The sequence below is a fragment of the Pseudooceanicola spongiae genome (assembly GCF_014899185.1).
GTDB lineage: Bacteria > Pseudomonadota > Alphaproteobacteria > Rhodobacterales > Rhodobacteraceae > Pseudooceanicola > Pseudooceanicola spongiae.
Genome location: NZ_CP045201.1, coordinates 1,117,042 through 1,139,049 on the forward strand (window position 1 = coordinate 1,117,042; position 22,008 = coordinate 1,139,049).

The window sequence follows — 22,008 nt, forward strand, 5'->3', positions numbered from 1 at the left end:
CGCCCCTAGCCTTTTGCCCCACCGAAACGGCGGTCACGGCTGGCATAGCTGGCGACAAGGCCCGCCAGCACGTCGGGGGTAAAGTCAGGCCAGAGTGTATCAGTGAATTCATATTCCGCATAGGCAGACTGCCAGAGCAGAAAGTTCGAGATCCGGGCCTCGCCACTGGTGCGGATCACCAAGTCGGGATCGGGCAGCACGCAGGTGTCGAGGTATTTCGGCAAGGTCTCTTCGTCGATCGCACTGGGGTCGAGCCGCCCGGCCGCCACATCTTCGGCCAGCCGCTTGGTGGCGCGGGCGACTTCGTCACGGCCACCGTAGTTCAGGGCGATGGTCAGGTTGGTCCCGGTGCAGCCCGCCGTCATTTCCTCAAGCTCGTCCATCAGGGCCTGAAGTTTGCGATCCAGTCCCGGCCGGTCGCCGATGAAGCGCACGCAGACGTTCTGTTCGCGCAGCGCGCGGGCTTCCCTGCGGATGTAGGAGCGAAACAGGCTCATCAGGCCCGCGACCTCGATCTGGGTACGCTTCCAGTTCTCGGTCGAAAAAGCGAAGATCGTCAGATACTTGACGCCAAGGCTCGGGCAGGCTTCGACGATCTCGCGCACGCGACGCGCACCGGCGTGATGCCCGAACAAGCGCGGACGGCCACGCATCTTGGCCCAGCGGCCATTGCCATCCATGATAATGGCGACATGGCGCGGCCCCAAGGGGGCGACGGAGGCTTCATCCTGCGCCATATGCACTCCTTTCAAGGCCGACCTCCCCTCATGCAGCGGATGAGAGGAGGACCAGCGTGCCGTCTCAGACTTGCATGATCTCAGCTTGCTTGGTGTCAAGCGTCTCGTCGACCTTGGAAATATAGCTGTTGGTCAGATCCTGAACGGTCTGTTCCCAAAACTTCTGATCGTCCTCGGACAGGCTGTCCGCCTTGGCCTTCTTGATCTGGTCCATGCCATCACGGCGCAGGTTGCGGATCGAGACGCGGCAATGTTCGGCGTATTGCGCGGCGACCTTGGTCAGCTCGCGGCGGCGCTCTTCGTTCAGCTCGGGGATCGGCAGCATGATGATCGTGCCGTTCATCTGCGGGTTGATCCCGAGGCCGCTTTCACGGATGGCTTTCTCGACCTTGTTCACAAGGCCTTTATCCCAGACGTTGATCGTGACCATCCGCGGTTCCGGCACGTTGACCGTGCCGACCTGGTTGATCGGGGTCGGGCTGCCATAAGCGTCCACCATGATCGGTTCCAGCATCGAGCCAGAGGCCCGGCCCGTCCGCAACGAGGCGAATTCGGTTCTGAGGCTGGCAATAGCACCGTCCATGCGACGGGACAGGTCATCTGTATCCAGCTCGAAATCATCAGCCATTTGTCATTCCCTCAAGTCGTCTTTTCCGGTGCACCTATATCGCGACCGGGCGGAGTTTGTATAGTCTGCGGGCCGCAATTTGCGCGTGCGCCAACATCAGCTCACAGCGCGTTTGCGCGGCCAGGCGCGGAAGGCCAGCCACAGCGGCTGGCCCATCATGTGATTAATCCTGAACCTTCGTGTAGGTTCCCTGCCCCGACAGGATGCCACGGAACCCACCCGGTTCGTCCAGCGAAAAGACGATGATAGGTTTACGGTTGTCGCGCGCCAGAGCGATCGCCGAGGCGTCCATGACATTGAGGTGCTTGGCCAGCACTTCGTCGTAGGTCACGGTGTCATAGCGTTTCGCGTCGTCGTGCTTCATCGGGTCCTTGTCGTAGACGCCATCGACCTTGGTGCCCTTGAAGATCGCTTCGCAGGCCATTTCGTTGGCGCGCAGCGTCGCGGCAGTGTCGGTGGTGAAATACGGGTTGCCGGTGCCGGCCGCAAAGATGCAGACGCGCTTTTTCTCAAGGTGGCGCACGGCGCGACGGCGGATGTAGGGCTCGGCCACTTCATCCATGCGGATGGCGCTGATCACACGGGTGAAGACACCGATTTCCTCAAGCGAGGATTGCATCGCCAGCGCGTTCATCACAGTCGCCAGCATGCCCATGTAATCCGCCGTGGTGCGTTCCATGCCCTGTGCGGAGCCTGCGAGACCGCGGAAGATATTGCCGCCGCCGATCACCATGCAGATCTCGACACCCATGTCGCGCACCGACTTCACTTCGTTGGCGATACGCTCAACCGTGGGGGGATGCAGACCGTAGCCCTGCGGGCCCATCAGGGCCTCGCCTGATATTTTCAGCATGACCCGCTTGTAAGTGGGCTCCTGAACACTTTCGGGCATGTTGCACTCCTGCATGACGGGGTAATAGGATCGGGCGCAAAATGTCGCAAAAGCCGGTCAGGTTCAATGCGCGAAATGGCCTGACCGAGAGGAGAACGAGCGTTTTGCAGATCAACCGGCCCTTGGGCCTTTCCGTGGAGCGCCCGATACTTATTGCCGGGCCGACCGCATCGGGCAAATCCGCGCTCGCCATGCAGATCGCCGAACAGGACGGCGGGATCATCGTCAATGCCGATGCGATACAGGTCTATGCCAACTGGCGCGTGCTGACTGCGCGCCCCAGTCTGGCGGATGAAGCGGCCTTGCCACACAGGCTGTTCGGCCATGTAGCGGGCGATCACAGCTACAGTGTCGGGGAATGGCTGCGCGAGGTCGAGGCGCTGCTGAACGGCCCTGATCGGCTGATCATCATCGGCGGAACCGGCCTCTATTTCCGCGCTCTGACCGAAGGTCTGGCCGAGATCCCGGCGATTCCGCAGGACGTGCGCGCGGCGGGCGATGCGTTGCGTAAAGATGGGGCACTTGCACAGATGCGCGCCGAGGTTGATCCCGCCAGCGCCGCCCGCATCGACATGGCCAATCCCGCCCGCGTGCAGCGCGCCTGGGAGGTGCTGCGCGCCACAGGACGCGGCATTGCCGATTGGCAGGACGCAACCCCTGCCCCGCTGTTGCCCGACAGCAGAACCGAGCGGCTGGTGCTGGAGGCGCCGAAAGACTGGCTGAGCCCGCGAATCGCGCAGCGATTTGATCTGATGATGGAGGGCGGCGCGCTGGAGGAAGCCCGCGCCAACCTGCCCCACTGGGACGCCAGCCTGCCCTCGAACAAGGCCATCGGCGCACCGGAACTGATTGCGCATCTGCGGGGTGAGATGACGCTGGCGCAGGCCCGCGACGCCTCGGTGATTGCGACGCGTCAGTTTGCCAAGCGCCAGCGGACGTGGTTTCGCGCCCGGATGTCGCACTGGCGCGCAATCGCGATGGGATGAGCCTGCGACACAGGTTTGCACTTGCGCTTGAAGGCCGTGTCGCATTTCAATCATGAAACTGTCGCAATCACACGACCTGCGCGCGGTAGCTGAGAGGTGTGACGCGTCATTTTGCGGCCCCCTTAGCGCAAAAGAGGCAGATCAGGGCCAGTGGGCCGAAATAGTTCAGGATTTTGCGGCCAGTCGCTCTAGAGTTCCGGTCAGTGAAAAAGGTTACAGGGAGAATAGCATGACGTATCGCAACACCCCGCTGGGACGGGTCCACCCGGCGGCCAGCATGTACGCCGAGGAATTCAAGGCCGGCAAGCTGAGCCGCCGTGAGTTTCTGACCCGCGCCTCTGCTCTCGGCGTTGCCACCTCGACCGCCTATGCCCTTGGCGGGATCACGCAGGCGGCACAGGCCCAGACGGCCGAGCCGAAGATGGGCGGCACCCTGCGCATGAACATGCAGACCAAGGCGCTGAAGGACCCGCGCAGCTTTGACTGGTCTGAAATGGCCAACTTTGCCCGGGGCTGGCTGGAGTATCTGGTCGAATACCAGAAAGACGGCTCCTTCGATCCGATGCTGCTGGAGAGCTGGGACGTCAACGACGACGCCACCGAATATGTGCTGCACGTCCGCCCCGGTGTGACCTGGAACAACGGCGATCCCTTCACCGCCGAAGACGTCGCCTTCAACATTGCCCGCTGGTGCGAAGCCAATGCCGAGGGCAACTCGATGGCGTCGCGCATGACCTCGCTGATCGACGAGGCCACAGGCGTGGCGCGCGAAGGCGCGATCCTCGTCGAGGACGAGCATACGGTGAAGCTGGTCTGCTCAGTGCCCGATGTCACCGTGATTGCGACCTTCGCCGACTACCCCGCCTCGATCGTGCACCAAGGCTATGACGGCGGTGATCCTTCGGCCAACCCCATCGGCACCGGCCCCTTCCTGCCCGAAACCAACGAGGTGGGCGTCAAGCAGGTGCTGGTCAAGAACACCGAACACACATGGTGGGGCACCGGCGCCTATCTGGACCGGATCGAGTTCATCGACTTCGGCTCGGACATGGCCTCCTGGGTGGCAGCGGCGGATGCGGATGAGATCGATCTGACCTATCAGTCGACCGGCGAATTCATCGAAGTGCTGAGCGCCATGGGCTGGAAACAGTCCGAAGCGATCACTGCTGCGACGCTGGCGATCCGCTTCAACCAGACGCAGGCACCCTACGACAATGTTGCGGTGCGTCAGGCGCTGGCGATGGCGGTCGACAACTCGGTCGTGCTGGAGCTGGGCTATGCCGGTTACGGTACCGTGGCGGAAAATCACCACGTCTGCCCGGTCCACCCCGATTACGCCGCGATCCCGGCAATCCCCACGGACACCGACAAGGCCAAGGCGATGCTGGCCGAGGCCGGGCACGCCGATACCGTATTCGAGCTGATCTCGATCGACGACCAGTGGATCTCGGAAACCTGTGACGCGGTGGCGGCGCAGGTGCGTGACGCGGGCATCAACATCGAACGCAAGATCCTGCCCGGCTCGACCTTCTGGAACGACTGGCTGTCCTATCCGTGGTCCGCAACCGACTGGGCGATGCGCCCGCTTGGCGTGCAGGTGCTGGCGCTGGCCTATAAATCCGGTGTGCCGTGGAATGAATCCGCCATGGCCAACCCCGAGTTCGACGCGCTGCTGGCCGAGGCCCTGTCGATTGCCGATGCTGAAAAGCGTAAAGTCGTGATGGCCAAGCTGGAACAGATCATGCTGGACGAGGGCGTGATGATCCAACCCTACTGGCGCTCGCTTTACAACCACGCCAAGCCCGAGGTGATGGGGACCGACATGCACCCCTCGATCGAGCTGCATCACTACAAGTGGTGGATCGACGCCTGATCCATTTGCCGGGGCCGCCCTCTGAGGGGTGGCCCCGGTGCCTTTCGTGCCTCCACCACCTGCGGACGCCAAAACAATAAGGGGCCTCTGACGCCCCACTGACAGGGACAGTGCATGCTCTTCTTCCTCCTGCGACGGACGGCGACGATGATTCTGACGGCGCTCTGCCTTAGCTTCATCGTGTTTTACCTGACCAACCTGCCGCCCAACCTTGAAAAGGTGGCGAAGTTTCAGGGCAACAGCCGGATGACCGACGAAGAGGTCGACCGGTGGCTGGAGCATAATGGGTTCACGCAGCCGACCTATGTGCGCTACGGCGAATGGCTGGGCGTCAAACCCGGCTGGACAGATCTGCGCGATGGCAAGCTCAGCGGGCGCTGCATCGGCGCCGAGATGACCAAAGAGACCGCGCCGCGCTTCTGCGGCATCCTGCAGGGCAACTGGGGCACCAGCACGGTGTTTCGCGAAGACGTCAGCCATATCGTGGCGGTGCGCATGGCGCAGACCGGCAAGCTGATGTTCTGGGTGATGCTGCTGATGGTGCCGATGGCGCTGCTGATCGGGGTGCTGGCGGGGATGCGCGAGGGGTCCAAGCTCGACCGTGCGCTGTCGACGTTTTCGATCATGACGACGGCAACGCCGGAATATGTTTCGGGGGTCATCCTGATCGCGGTCTTTGCCTCATCCACCGTGGGGTTGAAATGGTTCAAGGGCACGGCAACCTCGGCCATGGACGGCGCGAATTTCGAGAACTTCTTTCTGCCGGTGCTGACCATCGCGCTTTACGGCACGGGCTACGTGGCGCGGATGACACGGGCCTCGATGGCTGAGGTGATGACGGCGCAATATGTGCGCACCGCCCGGCTCAAGGGGGTGTCGTTTCGCAATATCGTGCTGAAACATGCCCTGAGGAACGCGCTGATCGCACCCTTTACGGTGATCATGCTGCAGTTTCCCTGGTTGCTGAACGGCGTGGTAATCGTCGAGACTCTGTTCAACTTCAAGGGATTGGGCTGGGCTTTGGTGCAGGCCGCTGGCAATAACGACATCGACCTGCTGCTGGGCATATCGGTGGTTTCGGTGATCGTGGTTCTGGTGACGCAGCTGATCTCGGACATCGGCTACGTCTATCTGAATCCACGCATCCGGATGTCCTGAGGAGGATCGACACCATGGAAGACCTGTCCTGGGGCGCGATCCTGCTGCGTGTTTTCATCCGGTTCCTGCCGGTCTGGATTGCGCTGATCGTGACGTTTTCGCTGTCGATCGCCTTCAAGCGGCGGCTGGGCCTTTATGGCAAGTTGTTCGACAACAGCATCGGTGTGGTCGGCTTCGGGCTGGTGATGTTCTGGGTCTACACCGCGCTGAGCGTCGGGCTGTTCGGCTGGATCGCCACACAGGACCCGTTGTCTGCCGCAACCGGCATGAAGAACGCCATGCCCGGGTCGCCCCTGCGCGGAGCGGGTCCGGGGGATTATCCGTTTTATCTGCTGGGCGGAGACACGCTGGCGCGCGATGTCTTCAGCCGGATGATTGCGGGCTCCTGGGTGGTGATCCGGATCGCGCCGCTGGCGACACTGTTTTCCTTTATGGTCGGCATCACTCTTGGGCTGCCTGCGGGGTATGTCGGCGGCAAGCTCGATACGGTGCTGAGCTTTCTCGCCAACCTGATCCTGGCATTTCCGGTGATCCTGCTGTTCTACCTGCTGGTGACCCCCGAAATGGTCGAGACCGGCATTCCGAGCTATATGGCGATCGTGCTGTTCCTGTTTCCCATCATCTTTCTGACGGTGCTGATCAATGCGCGCTTTTATACCCAGCCCCGGCGCAGAAACATCACCCTTGCAGTGCTGCTGGTTGTGCTTGGCTGGACCTATCTGTCGCTGATCTCGGACCCGGAAACCGTGGTGCGGTTCTGGCCGCAAGCGCTGGATCTGTTCAACGTGCCGGCGGGGATTCTGGTGGTCTTCGTCTCGGTTGTCTTCGTCAATGCGCCGACGGTATTCCGCATCGTGCGCGGGCTGACGATGGACATCAAGACGCGGGATTATGTCGCCGCCGCGCAGACGCGTGGCGAAGGCCCTTGGTACATCATGCTGTGGGAGATCCTGCCGAATGCCCGTGGGCCGCTGATCGTCGATTTCTGCCTGCGCATCGGCTATACGACGATCCTGCTGGGCACGCTGGGCTTTTTCGGCCTCGGCCTGCCGACCGAGAGCCCGGACTGGGGCAGCACGATCAATCAGGGGCGCAAGTTGCTGTCGATCTATCCCCATGCGGCGATCGTGCCGGCTGTGGCGCTGCTGAGCCTGGTGCTGGGGCTGAACCTGCTGGCCGATGGGTTGCGCGAAGAAAGTCTGAAGGACTGAGTGCGGTTTCGGGACCGGGGGCCAGCCCCCGGACCCCCGGCATATTTGTACCAGGGAAACGGGGCAGGCTTGCGCCCCGGTTTGCAAACAGGGGCTGCGGCGCCCCGGGGAGAAGTGTCATGGACGCGTATGACGGACCCATACTGGAGATCGAAAATCTGTCGATTTCCTTTTTCACCCGATTGCGGGAAATCCCTGCTGTGATGGATTTCTCGGTCTCGGTGCGTCCCGGTGAGGCGGTCGGGCTGGTGGGTGAGAGTGGCTGTGGCAAATCCACCGTGGCGCTTGGCGTGATGCAGGATCTCGGCGTCAACGGGCAGGTCGTCGGGGGCTCGATCCGATTCAAGGGACGCGATCTGGGGGAGATGAGCGAGACGGAGCTGCGCGCGATCCGGGGCAATGAGATCGCGATGATCTATCAGGAACCCATGGCGAGCCTGAACCCTGCGATGCGGATCGGCAAGCAGCTGATGGAAGTGCCGATGATCCATGAGGGGATTGGCGAGAAAGAGGCCTATGCCCGCGCGCTGCAGGTGGTGAGCGACGTGAAACTGCCCGACCCCGAGCGCATTCTGAAGGCTTTTCCGCATCAGCTTTCGGGGGGGCAGCAGCAGCGCATCGTGATTGCCATGGCGCTGATGTCCAAGCCGGCGCTGCTGATCCTGGACGAGCCGACGACGGCGCTGGATGTCACGGTCGAGGCCGCGATTGTCGAGTTGGTGCGTGATCTCGGCAAGAAGTACGGCACCTCCATGTTGTTCATCAGCCACAACCTCGGGCTGGTGCTGGAGACATGCGACCGGATCTGCGTGATGTATTCGGGAGAGGCGGTCGAGCGCGGCTCGATTGCGGATGTCTTCGACAGCATGCGCCATCCCTATACGCAGGCGCTGTTCCGCTCGATTCCCCTGCCTGGTGCGGACAAGACCGCGCGGCCCCTCAAGGCCATTCCGGGGAATTTCCCCCTGCCCCATGAGCGCCCCGAGGGATGCAATTTCGGGCCAAGGTGTGATTATTTCGAAGCGGGCCGCTGTGATGTCGCCGACATTCCCATGACGCATGTGACAGGGGATGCGCGCCACACCACGCGCTGCCTGCGGTTTGACGAGATCGACTGGGCCGCGCCCTATACGGCCAGCGACAAGAAGCCCAAGGGCGAGATCGGGCGCACCGTGCTGAAGGTCAGCAATCTGAAGAAATACTATGAGGTTGCGGCCTCATCCCTGTTCACGCGCGGTGAAAAGAAGGTCGTGAAGGCGAACGAGACCCTGAGTTTCGAAGCCCGCGAGAGCGAGACGCTGGCGATTGTCGGCGAGAGCGGCTGTGGCAAATCAACCCTCGCCAAGGTGTTGATGGGGCTGGAGACGGCGACCGAGGGCACCATTCTGCTGGATGATCGCGAGATCCAGAACACCCCCATCGAAAAGCGCGGCGCCCGAACGATTGCCGATGTGCAGATGGTGTTTCAGAACCCCTTCGACACGCTGAACCCCTCGATGACCGTGGGGCGTCAGATCACCCGCGCACTGGAGGTCTTTGGCATCGGCGACAGTACGCAGGAGCGGCGCGAGCGGATGCTGACCCTGCTGGACCTCGTGAAACTGCCGCGCGCCTTTGCCGAGCGGATGCCAAGGCAGCTCTCTGGCGGGCAGAAACAGCGGGTCGGGATTGCCCGCGCTTTTGCGGGCGGCGCGCGGATCGTTGTCGCGGATGAGCCTGTCTCGGCGCTCGACGTATCGGTGCAGGCGGCTGTGACGGATCTGCTGATGGAGATCCAGCGCGAGGAAAAGACCACCCTGCTGTTCATCTCGCATGATCTGTCCATCGTGCGCTATCTCAGCGACCGGGTGCTGGTGATGTACCTCGGCCATGTGGTTGAGATCGGCACCACGGATCAGGTCTTTGCCCCGCCCTATCACCCCTATACCGAGGCGCTGCTGTCGGCGGTGCCGATTGCCGACACTTCGGTTGAAAAGGCGCGGATCGTGCTGGAGGGGGATATTCCCTCGGCGATGAACCCACCGTCCGGCTGTCCGTTTCAGACGCGCTGTCGCTGGAAATCCATGGTGCCGGGCAACCTCTGTGAGCGTGAGGTGCCGGTCAGCCGTGCGGTGGCCGAAGGGCATGACATCAAATGTCATCTGACGGATGCGCAGTTCGCCCAGATGGAACCGGTGATCAAGATCGCGGCGGAGTGAACTGGGCCGGAGTGAACTGGGCCGGAGCAACCAGCTCTGGCCTCAGCCGCCCCAGATGACTTTCACGTAGTTCTGGGTTTCGGCGTAGGGCGGGATGCCGCCGTAGCGCTTGACCACTTTCGGGCCGGCGTTATAGGCCGCCAGCGCCAGAGGCCAGGAGCCGAACTCGCGGTATTGCAGCGCAAGATAGCGCGCGCCGCCTTCAAGGTTTTCGTAGGGGTCGGTCGCATCGACGTTCAGGATGCGGGCGGTGTCGGGCATCAGCTGCGCCAGACCGAAGGCGCCCTTGACGGACTGGGCGGTTGCGCTCCAGCCGCTTTCCTGTTGCACGAGGCGCAGAAAGACCCCCTCAGGCACCCCGTGGCGCTGCGCGGCGGAGCGCGCCATGTCGAGGTAGGGTCCGTTGTACTTGCCCTTGTAGATCATCACGCCCCATTTCGTGGGCGCTTCAAACGCCTGCGGCTGCAGGCGGACCGAGGCGGAATATTGCTGGGCGGAACGGGTGTCGAGAACCCGGGTTTGTGCGCTGAACTGCGCTTTGCGCGCCTTTGAGGCCAGAACATCGGCCGAAACCGTGATCGGCGTGGCCAGCGCCAAACCCGTGGCGCAGAACAAAATGTGCAGCTTCACCCGCATCCCCTTTTTACTGTTCCACCCGGCAGTCTTCCCCAAAAAGGCCGAGCCATCGTTTTCGGTGTGAACCTTATCCTGAAGTTTTCAAAAAATGCACCCCTTTTGCGCCGCAATCGGCAGCAGCCCGCGCATCTGCGCTGTCAGAGCAATTTATTTCGGAACCTTTCTGAAACTTTACCTTTCGCCGCCGCTCTGTTGTAACGCTGCGAACGGCTGGCGCGGATTCGCGGACGGCCCTATGGTTTAATCGATACGCTTTTCGAACGAAGGGGAATTGCGACATGGCTGGATCTGTCAACAAGGTCATCCTGATCGGCAATTTGGGGCGCGACCCCGAGGTGCGGAACTTTGCGAACGGCGGCAAGGTGTGCAACCTGCGCATCGCCACCTCCGAGACCTGGAAAGACCGCAACAGCGGCGAACGCAAGGAGCGCACCGAGTGGCACACCGTCGCGATCTTTTCCGAGCCTCTGGTGCGCGTGGCCGAGCAATATCTGCGCAAGGGCTCCAAGGTTTACATCGAGGGCCAGCTGGAAACCCGCAAATGGCAGGACCAGAGCGGCGCGGACAAGTACAGCACTGAAATCGTGCTGCGTCCCTTCAAGTCCGAGCTGACCATGCTGGATGGCCGCAGCGAAGGCGGCAGCGGTGGCGGTGGCGGCGGCAACTTCGGTGGCGGCGGTGGTGGCGGCGGTTATGATGACCGTGGCGGCCAGGGCGGCGGCTACGACGATCGTGGCGGCTCCGGCGGCGGTTACGGTGGCGGGTCGGGCGGTGGCAGCACCCCCAACCGCGACATCGACGACGAAATCCCGTTCTGATAGCGGCCGGATCTTATCGCAGCGCCCAGTCCCACAAGGTCAGCGCAACGAAGACCGGTATGCCCAGAGCCAGAAACACCAGCAAAGCCGCCTGCCACGTCGGGCGGCTTTGTTCTATTTTAAGATGTGAAATCCTGCGCATGATGGCTTCTATTAACCATTGATAAGGTTTTTAATGTCTTAACAGACGGATGAACGGCGAGCGTTTTTCCCACTCTGTAGCTTTCGGATCGACCGGGCGTGCCGCGCCCGACACCGAGGCGACGCGCCTGCACAGTCACCGCGCCTATGCTCAGACCCTCGCGGCACTTGGGGCGCAAGTGATGGCCCTGCCCGACGGCACTCTGGTGGTGCAACGTCGGATCGGCCCGCTGCGGCTGTCCTGGATCCCCGCCCCCGTGCGGCTGCCGGATCTGACGCACCTGCGCCGCACCGTATTGATCAATGCCCGCGACGCCGCGATGGATCAGGCCTTGGCGGGTAGTGGCGCCATAAAGGTCATGATGCCGCAAACCCACGCAATGCTGGACCTGCGCCCCCCCGAGATCGAGCGGCGGGCGATGCTGCATCAGAAGTGGCGCAACCGTCTGTCTGTGTCCGAACGGACGATGCTCTCGGTGACCAACGGCCCGTTTCGCCGCGACCCCGATCACTGGCTGCTGCCGCTGGAAACCGCACAGCGGCTCGAAAACGGCTATAGCGCCCTGCCCCACAGCTTCGCCCTCGCCTGGCCCGACAGCCGCCTTTTCGTGGCGCGCCTTCATGGCACGCCCGTCGCGGCCGTTCTGATCCTGTTGCATGCCCCCGGCGCCAGCTATCACATCGGCTGGAGCGGGCTGGAGGGACGCGCCGCCTCGGCGCATAATCTGCTGCTCTGGCGCGCCAGCGGCTGGTTGCACGCGCGCGGTTTCACGCAACTCGACCTCGGCGTGATCGATACGATGCGCGGCGCGGGGCTGGCGCGCTTCAAGCTCGGCGCGGGCGCGCGGGCCGAACAATCGGGGCATACGTGGCTCTATAGCCGCTTAACTGCGCCGCTTGGCCGCCTGATCAGCTGAGTTTCACCCTTTCCTCTGGCAATTCGCGTCCAGTCAGTATAGGCGCGGGCGCAAGCTAATAAGGGATGTCCAATGGACCTGCGCAACATCGCCATCATCGCTCACGTGGACCACGGTAAAACCACGCTTGTGGATGAGCTTCTGAAACAGTCGGGTGCTTTCCGCGCCAACCAGGCCGTGGCCGAACGTGCGATGGACTCGAACGACCTCGAACGCGAACGGGGTATCACCATCCTCGCGAAAGCCACCTCGGTGGAATGGAAAGGCCTGCGGATCAACATCGTTGACACGCCCGGCCACGCTGACTTCGGCGGCGAAGTCGAACGTATTCTGTCGATGGTCGACGGCGTTGTTCTGCTCGTCGACGCGGCTGAGGGGCCGATGCCCCAGACCAAATTCGTGACCTCCAAGGCGCTTGCCCTCGGCCTGCGCCCCATCGTCGTCCTGAACAAAGTCGACAAGCCCGACGCCGAGCCTGATCGTGCGCTGGATGAATGCTTTGACCTCTTCGGCAACCTCGGCGCCGACGACGATCAGCTTGATTTCCCGCATCTTTATGCCTCTGGCCGTAACGGCTGGTGTGACGCTGAACTCGACGGCCCCCGCAAGGATCTGTCGGCGCTGTTCCAGCTGATCGTCAACCATGTGCCGCGCCCGAAACAGATCGCGCGTCAGGACGAAGACTTCACCATGCTGGCAACGACCCTCGGGTCCGACCCATTTGTGGGCCGCATCCTGACCGGCCGCGTTGAATCCGGCAAGCTCAAGGTCGGCGCAACCGTCCAGGCTCTGTCGCGCATCGGCCAGAAGATCGAACAGTTCCGCGTCACCAAGATCCAGGCGTTCCGCGGCCTCGGCCAGCAGGACATCGAAGAAGCTCAGGCTGGCGATATCGTATCGCTCGCTGGCATGACCAAGGCGACCGTGGCTGACACGATCTGCGCTCTGGCCGTCGACACGCCGCTCGATGCACAGCCGATCGATCCACCGACCATCACCGTGACCTTCGGCATCAATGATTCGCCCCTCGCCGGTCGTGACGGCAAGAAGGTGCAATCGCGCGTCATTCGTGAGCGCCTGATGAAAGAAGCCGAATCGAACGTCGCCATCAAGGTCAAGGACACACCCGGCGGCGAGGCCTTCGAGGTTTCCGGTCGTGGCGAACTCCAGATGGGCGTTCTGATCGAGAACATGCGTCGCGAAGGCTTCGAGCTGTCGATCTCGCGTCCGCAGGTGATCATGAAAGAGGGCGAGAACGGCGAACGTCTTGAGCCCATCGAAGAAGTCACCATCGACGTCGACGACGAATACTCGGGTGCCGTGATCGAAAAGATCACCGGCGCGCGCAAAGGCGACCTGACCGAGATGAAACAGGCCGGCGCTGGCAAAACGCGGATCATGGCCCACGTTCCCTCGCGTGGTCTGATCGGCTATCACGGCGAATTCCTGACCGACACGCGCGGCACAGGCGTTCTGAACCGTGTGTTCCACAGCTGGGCACCGCACAAAGGTCCGATCCCGGGCCGTCGCGCCGGTGTTCTGATTTCCATGGATGACGGTACCGCCGTTGCCTATGCGCTTTGGAAACTGGAAGATCGCGGCAAGTTCTTCATCGGTGCACAGGCCCCCGTTTATCAGGGTATGGTCATCGGCGAACACAGCCGTGAAAACGATCTGGAAGTGAACCCGCTGAAGGGCAAACAGCTGACCAACGTGCGTGCTTCGGGCACCGACGATGCGGTTCGTCTGACCACCCCCGTCACGCTGTCGCTGGAAGAGGCTATCGCCTACATCAACGACGACGAGCTGGTTGAAGTCACGCCGCTGTCGATCCGGATCCGCAAACGCTACCTTGACCCGCATGAGCGCAAGCGCCACTCGCGCGGTCAATAAGACCTGAGACACGAAAAAGGGCGGTGCCAAAAGCACCGCCCTTTCTGTATCTGGCAAAGTGTTCAGAAGAACCGCTTCAGAACGGTCCGCGAAAGATCACCACGGCCCCGGCGAAGATCAGACCAAAGCCGACCACATGGTTGAGCGTCAGCGCTTCTTTGAGGTAAACAACTGAGAAGGCTGCAAAAACCGACAGGGTAATAACCTCCTGAATGGTTTTCAGCTCAGCCGCGGAATAGACCGTATGGCCGATCCGGTTGGCGGGCACCGCGAGGCAATATTCCAGCAGCGCGATGCCCCAACTGACGAAAATCACCAACACCAGCGGTTTGTCGGTGAATTTCAGATGTCCGTACCAAGCCAGCGTCATGAACAGGTTCGAGCCGACAAGCAGAAGAACCGGCGCAAGATATGCGAACATGGCGCGAGGTCAGTCGAGAGCTTCGATGATCACCAGATCACGCTCGGACGCACCACGGGCATGCGCCAGCGCCTCCTGGTAATCGGGACCACGATAGCAGGCTTCCGCCTCTTCCAGGCTGGGGAAAAGCGCGACGACATTGCGCGCGTGCTCGGTCCCCTCAAGCGAGACATAGCGCCCGCCGCGGGCCAGAAACTTGCCGCCGTGTTTGGCGATGGCAGGTCCGGCCAGCTTGGCGTAGCGGCCATAGGCCTCTTCATCCGTGACGGTGACGTGGGCGATCCAATAGGCTTGGGGCATGGTTATTGTCCTTCGATGACAGCAGTTGCAGCGGCAATGGCTTCGGCGGCATTGGCGGCATCCTTCGCGCCACCCTGCGCCATATCGGCGCGCCCGCCGCCGCCCTTGCCACCAAGGGCCGGAACAGCTGCGCGCACTAGATCGACAGCAGAGACACGGTCGGTCAGATCACTGGTGACCCCTGCCGCCACGGCAGCCCGGCCATCCGCATCCGCGATCAACAGCACCACGCCTGACCCGAGCCGGTCCTTGTGCGCATCGATCAGCGCCGGAAGGTCCTTGCCCGACACGCCGGTCAGCACCTGCGCGAGGAATTTGATGCCGTTGACCTCAACCGCTTCGGGGGCCGCGCCCTGCCCGGCACCGCCAGACATAGCCAGCTCTCGCCGCAATTGCGCGACCTCGTTGGCCAGCGCCTTGCGTTCATCCGACAGCGCCTTGACCCGCTCGACAACCTCAGCCGCCGGTGCCTTCAGCATCGCGGCGATCTCAGACACTCGGTCCGATTGCGCCCCGAGATAGTCCATCGCCGCCTGGCCGGTCAGCGCCTCGATCCGGCGGACGCCAGCCGAGGAGGCCGAATCGCCCAGAATCACGCAGAGGCCGATATCGCCGGTCTGCACGACATGGGTGCCGCCGCAGAGCTCAAGCGAGTAGGTCTTGCCGTCGTGCCCCTTGCCGGTATCGGCACGGCCCATCGACACGACCCGCACTTCGTCGCCATATTTCTCGCCGAACAGAGCCTGCGCCCCGATGGCGCGGGCATCGTCGGGGGTCATGATGCGGGTCTCGACGGGCGTATTCTGCCAGATATAGCGGTTCACATCCGCCTCGACCTTCGCCAGTTCCTGCGCCGACAGGGCCTGCGAATGACTGAAGTCAAAGCGCAGACGGTCCGGTGCGTTCAAGGAGCCGCGCTGTGCAACGTGATCGCCGAGCGCCTCGCGTAGCGCCTCGTGCAGCAGGTGCGTCGCGGAGTGGTTGGCGCGGATCGTGCCACGGCGGGCATGGTCGACCTCAAGGATCGCCGCCTCGCCCGGTTTCACGGTGCCCTCGACGACTTCGCCGATGTGCATGAAGATCCCGTTCACCTTCTTGGTCTCGGTGATACGCACCTTGGCGGACTCAGTGCGAATCTCGCCGGTATCGCCAACCTGACCACCGCTTTCCGCGTAGAACGGCGTCTGGTTCAGCACCACAGTCACCGTATCACCGGGACCGGCCGCCGCGATCGCGACGCCATCCCTGACCAGCGCCAGGATCTGACCCTCAGCCGTTTCGGTGTCGTAGCCGAGGAATTCGGTCGCGCCGTTCTTGTCGGCCAAGTCAAACCAGATCGCGGCATCGGCGCTTTCGCCCGTGCCCGACCATGCGGCGCGCGCCTTGGCCTTCTGTTCGGCCATGGCACTGTCAAAGCCGTCGGTATCAACGGTGCGGCCCTTTTCACGCAAGGCATCCTGCGTCAGGTCCAGCGGGAAACCGTAGGTGTCATAGAGCTTGAACGCCGAGGCACCCGGCAGCGCGGCATCCTCAGGCAGGCCCGACAGCTCATCATCCAGCAGCTTCAGACCACGGTCGAGGGTCTGCTTGAAGCGGGTTTCCTCCAGCTTCAGCGTCTCTTCGATCAGTGACTGAGCGCGGCGCAGCTCAGGATAGGCCTCGCCCATCTGGCGCACCAGTTCGGGCACGAGGCGATACATCAGCGGATCCTGGCTGCCAAGCAGATGCGCGTGACGCATCGCGCGGCGCATGATCCGACGCAGCACATAGCCGCGCCCGTCGTTCGACGGCATCACGCCATCGGCAATCAGGAAGGAGGTCGAGCGCAAATGGTCCGCGATCACCCGGTGATGGGTGCGCCCCGGGCCATCGGGGTCCGAGCTGGTCGCATGGGCCGAAGCCTCGATCAGCGAGCGCATCAGGTCCGTCGCGTAGTTGTCGTTGGTGCCCTGCAGCAGCGCGGCAACCCGTTCGATCCCCATGCCGGTGTCGATCGACTGCATGTCGAGCGCGCGCATCGTGCCGTCCTCGAACTGCTCGTTCTGCATGAAAACGACGTTCCAGATCTCGATAAACCGGTCGCCATCCTCATCGGGCGATCCCGGAGGGCCACCCCAGAACTTGTCGCCATGGTCAAAGAAGATCTCGGTGCAGGGGCCGCAGGGGCCGGTCGGGCCCATCTGCCAGAAGTTGTCGGAGGTCGGGATGCGAATGATCCGGTCGTCCGAGAAGCCGGCGACCTTCTTCCACATCTCCGCCGCTTCGTCATCGGTGTGATAGACCGTGACCAGCAGCTTGTCCTTGGGGATGCCGAGCTCCTTGGTGATCAGCTCCCAGGCGAAGGGAATCGCTTCGGATTTGAAGTAATCCCCGAAAGAGAAGTTACCGAGCATCTCGAAAAAGGTGTGGTGCCGGTTGGTATAGCCGACATTGTCGAGGTCATTGTGCTTGCCGCCCGCGCGCACACATTTCTGCGCCGAGGTGGCGCGGGTGTAATCGCGGTGCTCGACCCCGGTGAACAGGTTCTTGAACTGAACCATGCCGGAGTTCGCGAACATCAGCGTCGGATCGTTGCGCGGCACCAGCGGGCTGGACGGCACGACCTCGTGCCCCTGCCGCTTGAAGTAGTCAAGGAAAGTGCTGCGGATATCGTTCAACGACTGCATAGGGGCGGCCTTTTTCGGTTGCCTGACGGTCTTGCTGATTTAGCCGTCACGAGCGGCGGTGTCCACCGGGTCTAAGCCCTTAGCAACATGGCAGTCGCAGCTGGTTGCAGATGCGTGCCGCAAACTTTGCAAATTTCCGTCTGCAAAACTGAAAAAAGACGGTCCAAAGACCGCCTTTTCCCAGAGTTTCTCAACGATACGCAGCCAGTGCTGTATCGAAGGGGGCTTTCTGCAGTGCCCGTCTGCGATCACTGGCGATGAAAGGCCTCAGCCCTCCGTCACCTCGTCGTCGCTGTCTTCCTTGAAGCCATTGCCGAAATCCAGACCATGTGCGGCGCGGATCTTGTCCTCGATCTCAAACGCCAGATCGGGGTTTTCCTTCATGAAGACCTTGGCGTTCTCACGCCCCTGCCCGATCCGTTCATCCCCGTAGGAATACCACGAGCCTGATTTTTCGACCACGCCGGCCTTCACACCCAGATCCAGCAGCTCGCCGGTTTTCGAGATGCCCTCGCCGTACATGATGTCGAACTCGACCTGCTTGAAGGGCGGTGCGACCTTGTTCTTGACGACCTTGACGCGGGTGGCGTTGCCGACAACCTCGTCACGGTCCTTGATCGCGCCGATGCGGCGGATGTCCAGACGCACGGAGGAGTAGAACTTCAGCGCATTGCCACCCGTCGTGGTTTCGGGCGAGCCGAACATCACGCCGATTTTCATGCGGATCTGGTTGATGAAGATCACCATGCACTTGGAACGGCTGATCGAACCGGTCAGCTTGCGCATTGCCTGGCTCATCAGACGGGCATGAACGCCGACGTTAGAATCGCCCATGTCGCCTTCAAGCTCGGACTTCGGCGTCAGCGCCGCAACCGAGTCGACGACGACCATGGAGACCGCGCCGGAACGCACCAGCGTATCGACGATTTCCAGCGCCTGCTCACCAGTATCGGGCTGCGAGATCAGCAGCTCGTCCAGATCGACACCCAGCTTGCGGGCATAGAGAGGATCGAGCGCATGTTCGGCGTCGACAAAGGCGCAGACGCCGCCTTTTTTCTGCTCTTCCGCCACGCAATGCAGTGTCAGAGTGGTCTTGCCCGAGCTTTCCGGCCCGTAGATCTCGATGATCCGACCCTTCGGCAGACCGCCGATCCCAAGCGCGATGTCGAGACCGAGCGAGCCGGTCGAGGTCGACTCGATTTCCTGGATGGCACCTTTGCCCCCCAGCGTCATGATGGAACCCTTGCCGAACTGACGTTCGATCTGCGCCAACGCGCTGTCCAGGGCCTTCTGCTTGTTGGGGTCTCGTTTGCTGTCCATGGATAATAGATCTGCCGTTGCCATTTTCTGCACCCTTATTTCACACCCGAAGGTGAGCGGCAATGATTGCCGATGTTCGCGCCTTGTTCCGACCTATATGAGGCTAAACCAAGAACACTTCAACCAGAATCTTGGTAAATCGACTTTGCGCGGTCAGGGTTAAGGATTAGTTTACACTGGAATGCTCAACTGCATTTCGGTCGAAGGGTTTGAGTATGCTGGTTTTTTCCAATGCGCGGCTGGTTTTTTTGTCGGTTCCCAAGACCGGTACGACCGCCTATGAAACAGCCCTCGCGCCGCTCGCCTCGATGGTGATCAGCGATCCGCCGGAACTGAAACATGCGCCGGTCTTTCGCTACAACCGCTTTTTCCGCCCCGCGCTGGAAAAATTCATCGGCCCCGATCTCGACGTGATCGCCGTCATGCGCGAGCCGATCTCCTGGCTTGGCAGTTGGTATCGTTACCGACAGCGCCCCTTCATGCAGGGTCGCCCCAATGCCACGCATGACCTCAGTTTCGATGCCTTTGTCGAGGGGTATTGCCAGTCCACGCGCCCCGGCTTTGCCAATGTCGGCAGTCAGGCCAAGTTTCTGGAGCCGTCGAAAAATGGCACATGCGTGACACGGTTGTTTCGCTATGAGGACCCGCCAAGCCTGATCCACTTCCTGCAAGAGCGGCTTGAGACGACCTTCGAGCTCAAGCGCGAAAACGTCGCTCCGCCCATGGCGCTCAGCCTCTCGGCCGGGACCGAAGCACGCCTGCGCGCCCGCCACGCTGAAGAATTCGCCCTTTACGCTTCGATCCCCTGAACCGCCTCAGCGGATCTGCTTGCGCACGGTCTCGGTCAGCTCAGCCAGAGAGAAAGGCTTGGGCAGGAAGACCGAATTCGCGATCTTGGCGTTGGAATCGCGGAAACTGTCCTCGGCATAACCCGACACGAAAACCACCCGCACATCGGGGTAGGTTTCACGCGCCTTGCGCACCCAGGTCGGCCCGTCCATGCCCGGCATGATCACATCGGTCACGAAGACGTCGATCTTCATCTCGCAACTGTCCAGCATCTCCAGCGCCTGCTCGGCACTGTCGGCCTCAAGCACCGTATAGCCGCGCAGACGTAGCGCGCGCGAGGCAAAGGCACGCACCGGCGCCTCGTCCTCGACCAGCAGCACAACGCCGTCCGCCCGCCCCGAGGTGTCCGGCTCCACCACAGGCGCCGGCAGCGCCATCACCACATCCTCCTCCCGCTGCGCCGGGAACATCAGGGTGAAACAGGTGCCTTCCCCCGGCGTGCTGTCGACAAAGATGAAGCCGCCGGATTGCTTGACGATCCCGTAGGCGGTCGACAGGCCAAGGCCCGTCCCCTCGCCGACGCGCTTGGTGGTAAAGAACGGCTCGAACACCTTGGGCAGCTTGTCGGGCGGAATGCCGACGCCGGTATCGGTGACAGTCACGATGACATATTCGCCCGGCACCAGAGAGGCGCGATCGCGCAGCATTTCCTCCGCCAGATGCAGGGTCTCGGTCTCGATCTGGATCTCGCCGCCGTTGGGCATGGCATCGCGGGCGTTGACCACGAGGTTCATCAGGACCTGCTCCAGCTGCCGCTTGTCCGCCCGGATCTTGGGCAGTGCCGGATCATGGCGCAGCGCCAGCGTGACCTTTTCGCCCACCAGCCGGTTCAGCAGATGCGTCAGATCCGACAGCGTGTTACGCAGATCCAGCGTTTCCGGCCGCAGCGTCTGCTTGCGCGAAAACGCCAGCAGCTGGCCGACGAGAGAGGCCGCGCGATTGGCGTTCTGGTTGATCTGGATCAGATCGCCATAGTCCGGATCACCATGATCATGGCGCAGCAACAACAGGTCGCAATGTCCTGAAATCGCAGTCAAAAGATTGTTGAAGTCATGCGCCACGCCACCGGCCAGCTGGCCGATCGCCTGCATCTTCTGGCTTTGGACGAACTGCGCCTCAAGTGTCTTGAGCTCGGTCGCATCGCTCAGCATGGCAATCAGCGCGATCTGCCCCTCGTGGCGCACGGGCTTGATCGCGACCTGAACAAAAACCTCACGCTCCGAACGCGACAGCCGCAGGAATTCCGAATGCGGCTTGGCGCCATGTTCCATCGCGGCAGTCGCCGCCTCCACCAGCCATTCGTTGATCGAGCGTCCCAGCCCCTCCATCAGACCCGAGAGCGGGATTTGCGGCTCGCGATCAATCGACAGCAACTGCTGCGCCGCGCCATTGGCCAGCTCGATCGTGCCCGACACCGACAGCCGCAGCATGGGCACCGGCAGATCGTCGATGGTCGTCCAGATGCTTTCTTCCGGCCGGGTGTCGACGCGGGGGCGCGCGATCTCGATTTCGCCCTGCACCGGGATGAACAGGAACTCCCGACGCCCACCCGAGTTGGCGATCTGCGTCATCCGGCAGGTCGTCGTGCCAGCGCTGGTTTTGATATCCGCCAGATCATCGAGGTCCGACAAGGGCCGCGTCAGCAGGTCTTCCAGCCGCCGTGGCCGCCCGCCGACCAGCTTGCGCGCTGCCGCGTTCATATAGAGAATCGCCTGCCCGCGTCCCACCGAAATCAGCGGCACCTGTGCCTCGACCTCGTCACCGGTCTGAGCCACAGCGAACTGCTCGATCCGCCAGAGCACGTTACCGCCGTCCAGCGATTGCACGATCAGCCGTACATGACCGGCACCGCTGACCACATCTTCGCGCAGGGCGCCCTCGCTCTGGGCGCGCCGCAACAGCCGGCGCACCAAGCTGTCCGCGTTGTTGAACCGAGAGGCCAGCGCCGCGACAACCGTTTCACAGTCCTCATGGCCGGTCATTTCCAGCGCCGAGGGATTGCGAAAGGTCAGATGACCCTCCGGCCCCGAAATCAGCGCCGGCGTTGGGTCCCCGGCCAGCAAAGCGTGCAGGTCACTGTCCCCGGCCGCGCTTCTTGCAGCGCCCCTGCGCGGCCTTGCCCGGACCAGAAGCACCAGCAGACACAGGGTAAATCCGCTCAACAGCAGGGCCAGCGAGGTGATGCGGTGTTCGATCAGCAGCGCCAGCGCCACAAACGCACCGCAGAGCAAAAGCAACAGATCGATACGCGCCGCCAGCTTGTGCCAGACCATCGCGCCCGCAGTCAAACTCGCTTCCGACTGAGTCACCCCGGCCCTCCTCGCATCGATGTCGATCCGCTTTTGTGGATCGCCCAGCTTAACG

General features: G+C 62.3%; 18 protein-coding genes. 9 read left to right on the forward strand and 9 right to left on the reverse strand.

Annotation, left to right across the window (positions count from 1 at the left end; all coding sequences use genetic code 11):
- Window positions 1-5 precede the first annotated feature (5 nt).
- From uppS to pyrH, 3 genes are all read right to left on the reverse strand, one after another.
- Complete coding sequence (gene uppS / locus F3W81_RS05255; RefSeq protein ID WP_193082596.1) at window positions 6-737, reverse strand: polyprenyl diphosphate synthase; 732 nt, start codon at window positions 735-737, stop codon at window positions 6-8.
- A 64-nt stretch (window positions 738-801) separates the two neighbouring features.
- Window positions 802-1,365, reverse strand: coding sequence for a ribosome recycling factor (gene frr / locus F3W81_RS05260; RefSeq protein WP_193082597.1), 564 nt, complete (start codon window positions 1,363-1,365; stop codon window positions 802-804).
- Window positions 1,366-1,528: 163 nt separating this feature from the next.
- Window positions 1,529-2,257 (reverse strand): UMP kinase, encoded by a 729-nt coding sequence (pyrH, locus tag F3W81_RS05265; RefSeq protein ID WP_193082598.1) that lies wholly within the window; start codon window positions 2,255-2,257, stop codon window positions 1,529-1,531.
- A gap of 110 nt (window positions 2,258-2,367) precedes the next feature.
- On the opposite strand from pyrH, the gene miaA reads away from it, so the two are divergent.
- The 5 genes from miaA to F3W81_RS05290 all read left to right on the forward strand — a co-directional run bounded on the left by miaA (window position 2,368) and on the right by F3W81_RS05290 (window position 9,683).
- A complete protein-coding gene (gene miaA / locus F3W81_RS05270) occupies window positions 2,368-3,243 on the forward strand; it encodes a tRNA (adenosine(37)-N6)-dimethylallyltransferase MiaA (protein WP_226941956.1) in 876 nt (291 codons plus the stop codon).
- 229 nt (window positions 3,244-3,472) lie between these two features.
- Window positions 3,473-5,116 (forward strand): ABC transporter substrate-binding protein, encoded by a 1,644-nt coding sequence (locus F3W81_RS05275; protein ID WP_193082600.1) that lies wholly within the window; start codon window positions 3,473-3,475, stop codon window positions 5,114-5,116.
- A 114-nt stretch (window positions 5,117-5,230) separates the two neighbouring features.
- Window positions 5,231-6,274 (forward strand): ABC transporter permease, encoded by a 1,044-nt coding sequence (locus F3W81_RS05280; protein ID WP_193082601.1) that lies wholly within the window; start codon window positions 5,231-5,233, stop codon window positions 6,272-6,274.
- Window positions 6,275-6,288: 14 nt separating this feature from the next.
- A complete protein-coding gene (locus tag F3W81_RS05285; RefSeq protein WP_193082602.1) occupies window positions 6,289-7,485 on the forward strand; it encodes an ABC transporter permease in 1,197 nt (398 codons plus the stop codon).
- Window positions 7,486-7,604: 119 nt separating this feature from the next.
- Window positions 7,605-9,683, forward strand: a complete 2,079-nt coding sequence (locus F3W81_RS05290; RefSeq protein WP_193082603.1) for an ABC transporter ATP-binding protein — start codon at window positions 7,605-7,607, stop codon at window positions 9,681-9,683.
- Between the two features lie 42 nt (window positions 9,684-9,725).
- Here the strand turns inward: F3W81_RS05290 and F3W81_RS05295 are convergent, their stop codons facing one another.
- On the reverse strand, window positions 9,726-10,319 hold the full coding sequence (locus F3W81_RS05295; protein WP_193082604.1) for a lytic transglycosylase domain-containing protein: 594 nt from the start codon (window positions 10,317-10,319) through the stop codon (window positions 9,726-9,728).
- Between the two features lie 278 nt (window positions 10,320-10,597).
- Here F3W81_RS05295 and ssb point away from each other — a divergent pair, with 278 nt between their 5' ends.
- From ssb to typA, 3 genes are all read left to right on the forward strand, one after another.
- Window positions 10,598-11,137 carry a single-stranded DNA-binding protein gene (gene ssb, locus F3W81_RS05300; protein ID WP_193082605.1) on the forward strand — a complete coding sequence of 180 codons (540 nt, stop codon included), beginning with the start codon at window positions 10,598-10,600 and terminating at the stop codon, window positions 11,135-11,137.
- 191 nt (window positions 11,138-11,328) lie between these two features.
- On the forward strand, window positions 11,329-12,195 hold the full coding sequence (locus F3W81_RS05305; RefSeq protein WP_193082606.1) for a GNAT family N-acetyltransferase: 867 nt from the start codon (window positions 11,329-11,331) through the stop codon (window positions 12,193-12,195).
- Between the two features lie 72 nt (window positions 12,196-12,267).
- A complete protein-coding gene (gene typA / locus F3W81_RS05310; protein WP_193082607.1) occupies window positions 12,268-14,088 on the forward strand; it encodes a translational GTPase TypA in 1,821 nt (606 codons plus the stop codon).
- A 76-nt stretch (window positions 14,089-14,164) separates the two neighbouring features.
- On the opposite strand, the gene F3W81_RS05315 is transcribed toward typA, so the two are convergent.
- The 4 genes from F3W81_RS05315 to recA form a co-directional block, all read right to left on the reverse strand.
- Complete coding sequence (locus tag F3W81_RS05315) at window positions 14,165-14,509, reverse strand: DMT family protein (protein WP_193082608.1); 345 nt, start codon at window positions 14,507-14,509, stop codon at window positions 14,165-14,167.
- A 9-nt stretch (window positions 14,510-14,518) separates the two neighbouring features.
- On the reverse strand, window positions 14,519-14,809 hold the full coding sequence (locus tag F3W81_RS05320) for a DUF1330 domain-containing protein (protein ID WP_193082609.1): 291 nt from the start codon (window positions 14,807-14,809) through the stop codon (window positions 14,519-14,521).
- Between the two features lie 2 nt (window positions 14,810-14,811).
- On the reverse strand, window positions 14,812-17,475 hold the full coding sequence (alaS, locus tag F3W81_RS05325; RefSeq protein WP_193082610.1) for an alanine--tRNA ligase: 2,664 nt from the start codon (window positions 17,473-17,475) through the stop codon (window positions 14,812-14,814).
- Window positions 17,476-17,742: 267 nt separating this feature from the next.
- Window positions 17,743-18,819: a recombinase RecA gene (recA, locus tag F3W81_RS05330; protein ID WP_193082611.1), complete on the reverse strand. Its 1,077-nt coding sequence runs from the start codon at window positions 18,817-18,819 to the stop codon at window positions 17,743-17,745.
- A 191-nt stretch (window positions 18,820-19,010) separates the two neighbouring features.
- On the opposite strand from recA, the gene F3W81_RS05335 reads away from it, so the two are divergent.
- Window positions 19,011-19,604: a gamma-glutamyl kinase gene (locus tag F3W81_RS05335; protein ID WP_193082612.1), complete on the forward strand. Its 594-nt coding sequence runs from the start codon at window positions 19,011-19,013 to the stop codon at window positions 19,602-19,604.
- 6 nt (window positions 19,605-19,610) lie between these two features.
- Here F3W81_RS05335 and F3W81_RS05340 read toward each other — a convergent pair whose 3' ends face one another.
- Complete coding sequence (locus tag F3W81_RS05340) at window positions 19,611-21,953, reverse strand: hybrid sensor histidine kinase/response regulator (protein WP_226941867.1); 2,343 nt, start codon at window positions 21,951-21,953, stop codon at window positions 19,611-19,613.
- Window positions 21,954-22,008: the final 55 nt, after the last annotated feature.

Bases quoted from the DNA above. Each gene is read 5' to 3' on its own strand.
- uppS (WP_193082596.1), bottom strand. From the start codon at position 737: ATGGCGCAGGATGAAGCCTCCGTCGCCCCCTTGGGGCCGCGCCATGTC.
- frr (WP_193082597.1), bottom strand. From the start codon at position 1,365: ATGGCTGATGATTTCGAGCTGGATACAGATGACCTGTCCCGTCGCATG.
- pyrH (WP_193082598.1), bottom strand. From the start codon at position 2,257: ATGCCCGAAAGTGTTCAGGAGCCCACTTACAAGCGGGTCATGCTGAAA.
- F3W81_RS05275 (WP_193082600.1), top strand. From the start codon at position 3,473: ATGACGTATCGCAACACCCCGCTGGGACGGGTCCACCCGGCGGCCAGC.
- F3W81_RS05280 (WP_193082601.1), top strand. From the start codon at position 5,231: ATGCTCTTCTTCCTCCTGCGACGGACGGCGACGATGATTCTGACGGCG.
- F3W81_RS05285 (WP_193082602.1), top strand. From the start codon at position 6,289: ATGGAAGACCTGTCCTGGGGCGCGATCCTGCTGCGTGTTTTCATCCGG.
- F3W81_RS05290 (WP_193082603.1), top strand. From the start codon at position 7,605: ATGGACGCGTATGACGGACCCATACTGGAGATCGAAAATCTGTCGATT.
- F3W81_RS05295 (WP_193082604.1), bottom strand. From the start codon at position 10,319: ATGCGGGTGAAGCTGCACATTTTGTTCTGCGCCACGGGTTTGGCGCTG.
- ssb (WP_193082605.1), top strand. From the start codon at position 10,598: ATGGCTGGATCTGTCAACAAGGTCATCCTGATCGGCAATTTGGGGCGC.
- F3W81_RS05305 (WP_193082606.1), top strand. From the start codon at position 11,329: ATGAACGGCGAGCGTTTTTCCCACTCTGTAGCTTTCGGATCGACCGGG.
- typA (WP_193082607.1), top strand. From the start codon at position 12,268: ATGGACCTGCGCAACATCGCCATCATCGCTCACGTGGACCACGGTAAA.
- F3W81_RS05315 (WP_193082608.1), bottom strand. From the start codon at position 14,509: ATGTTCGCATATCTTGCGCCGGTTCTTCTGCTTGTCGGCTCGAACCTG.
- F3W81_RS05320 (WP_193082609.1), bottom strand. From the start codon at position 14,809: ATGCCCCAAGCCTATTGGATCGCCCACGTCACCGTCACGGATGAAGAG.
- alaS (WP_193082610.1), bottom strand. From the start codon at position 17,475: ATGCAGTCGTTGAACGATATCCGCAGCACTTTCCTTGACTACTTCAAG.
- recA (WP_193082611.1), bottom strand. From the start codon at position 18,819: ATGGCAACGGCAGATCTATTATCCATGGACAGCAAACGAGACCCCAAC.
- F3W81_RS05335 (WP_193082612.1), top strand. From the start codon at position 19,011: ATGCTGGTTTTTTCCAATGCGCGGCTGGTTTTTTTGTCGGTTCCCAAG.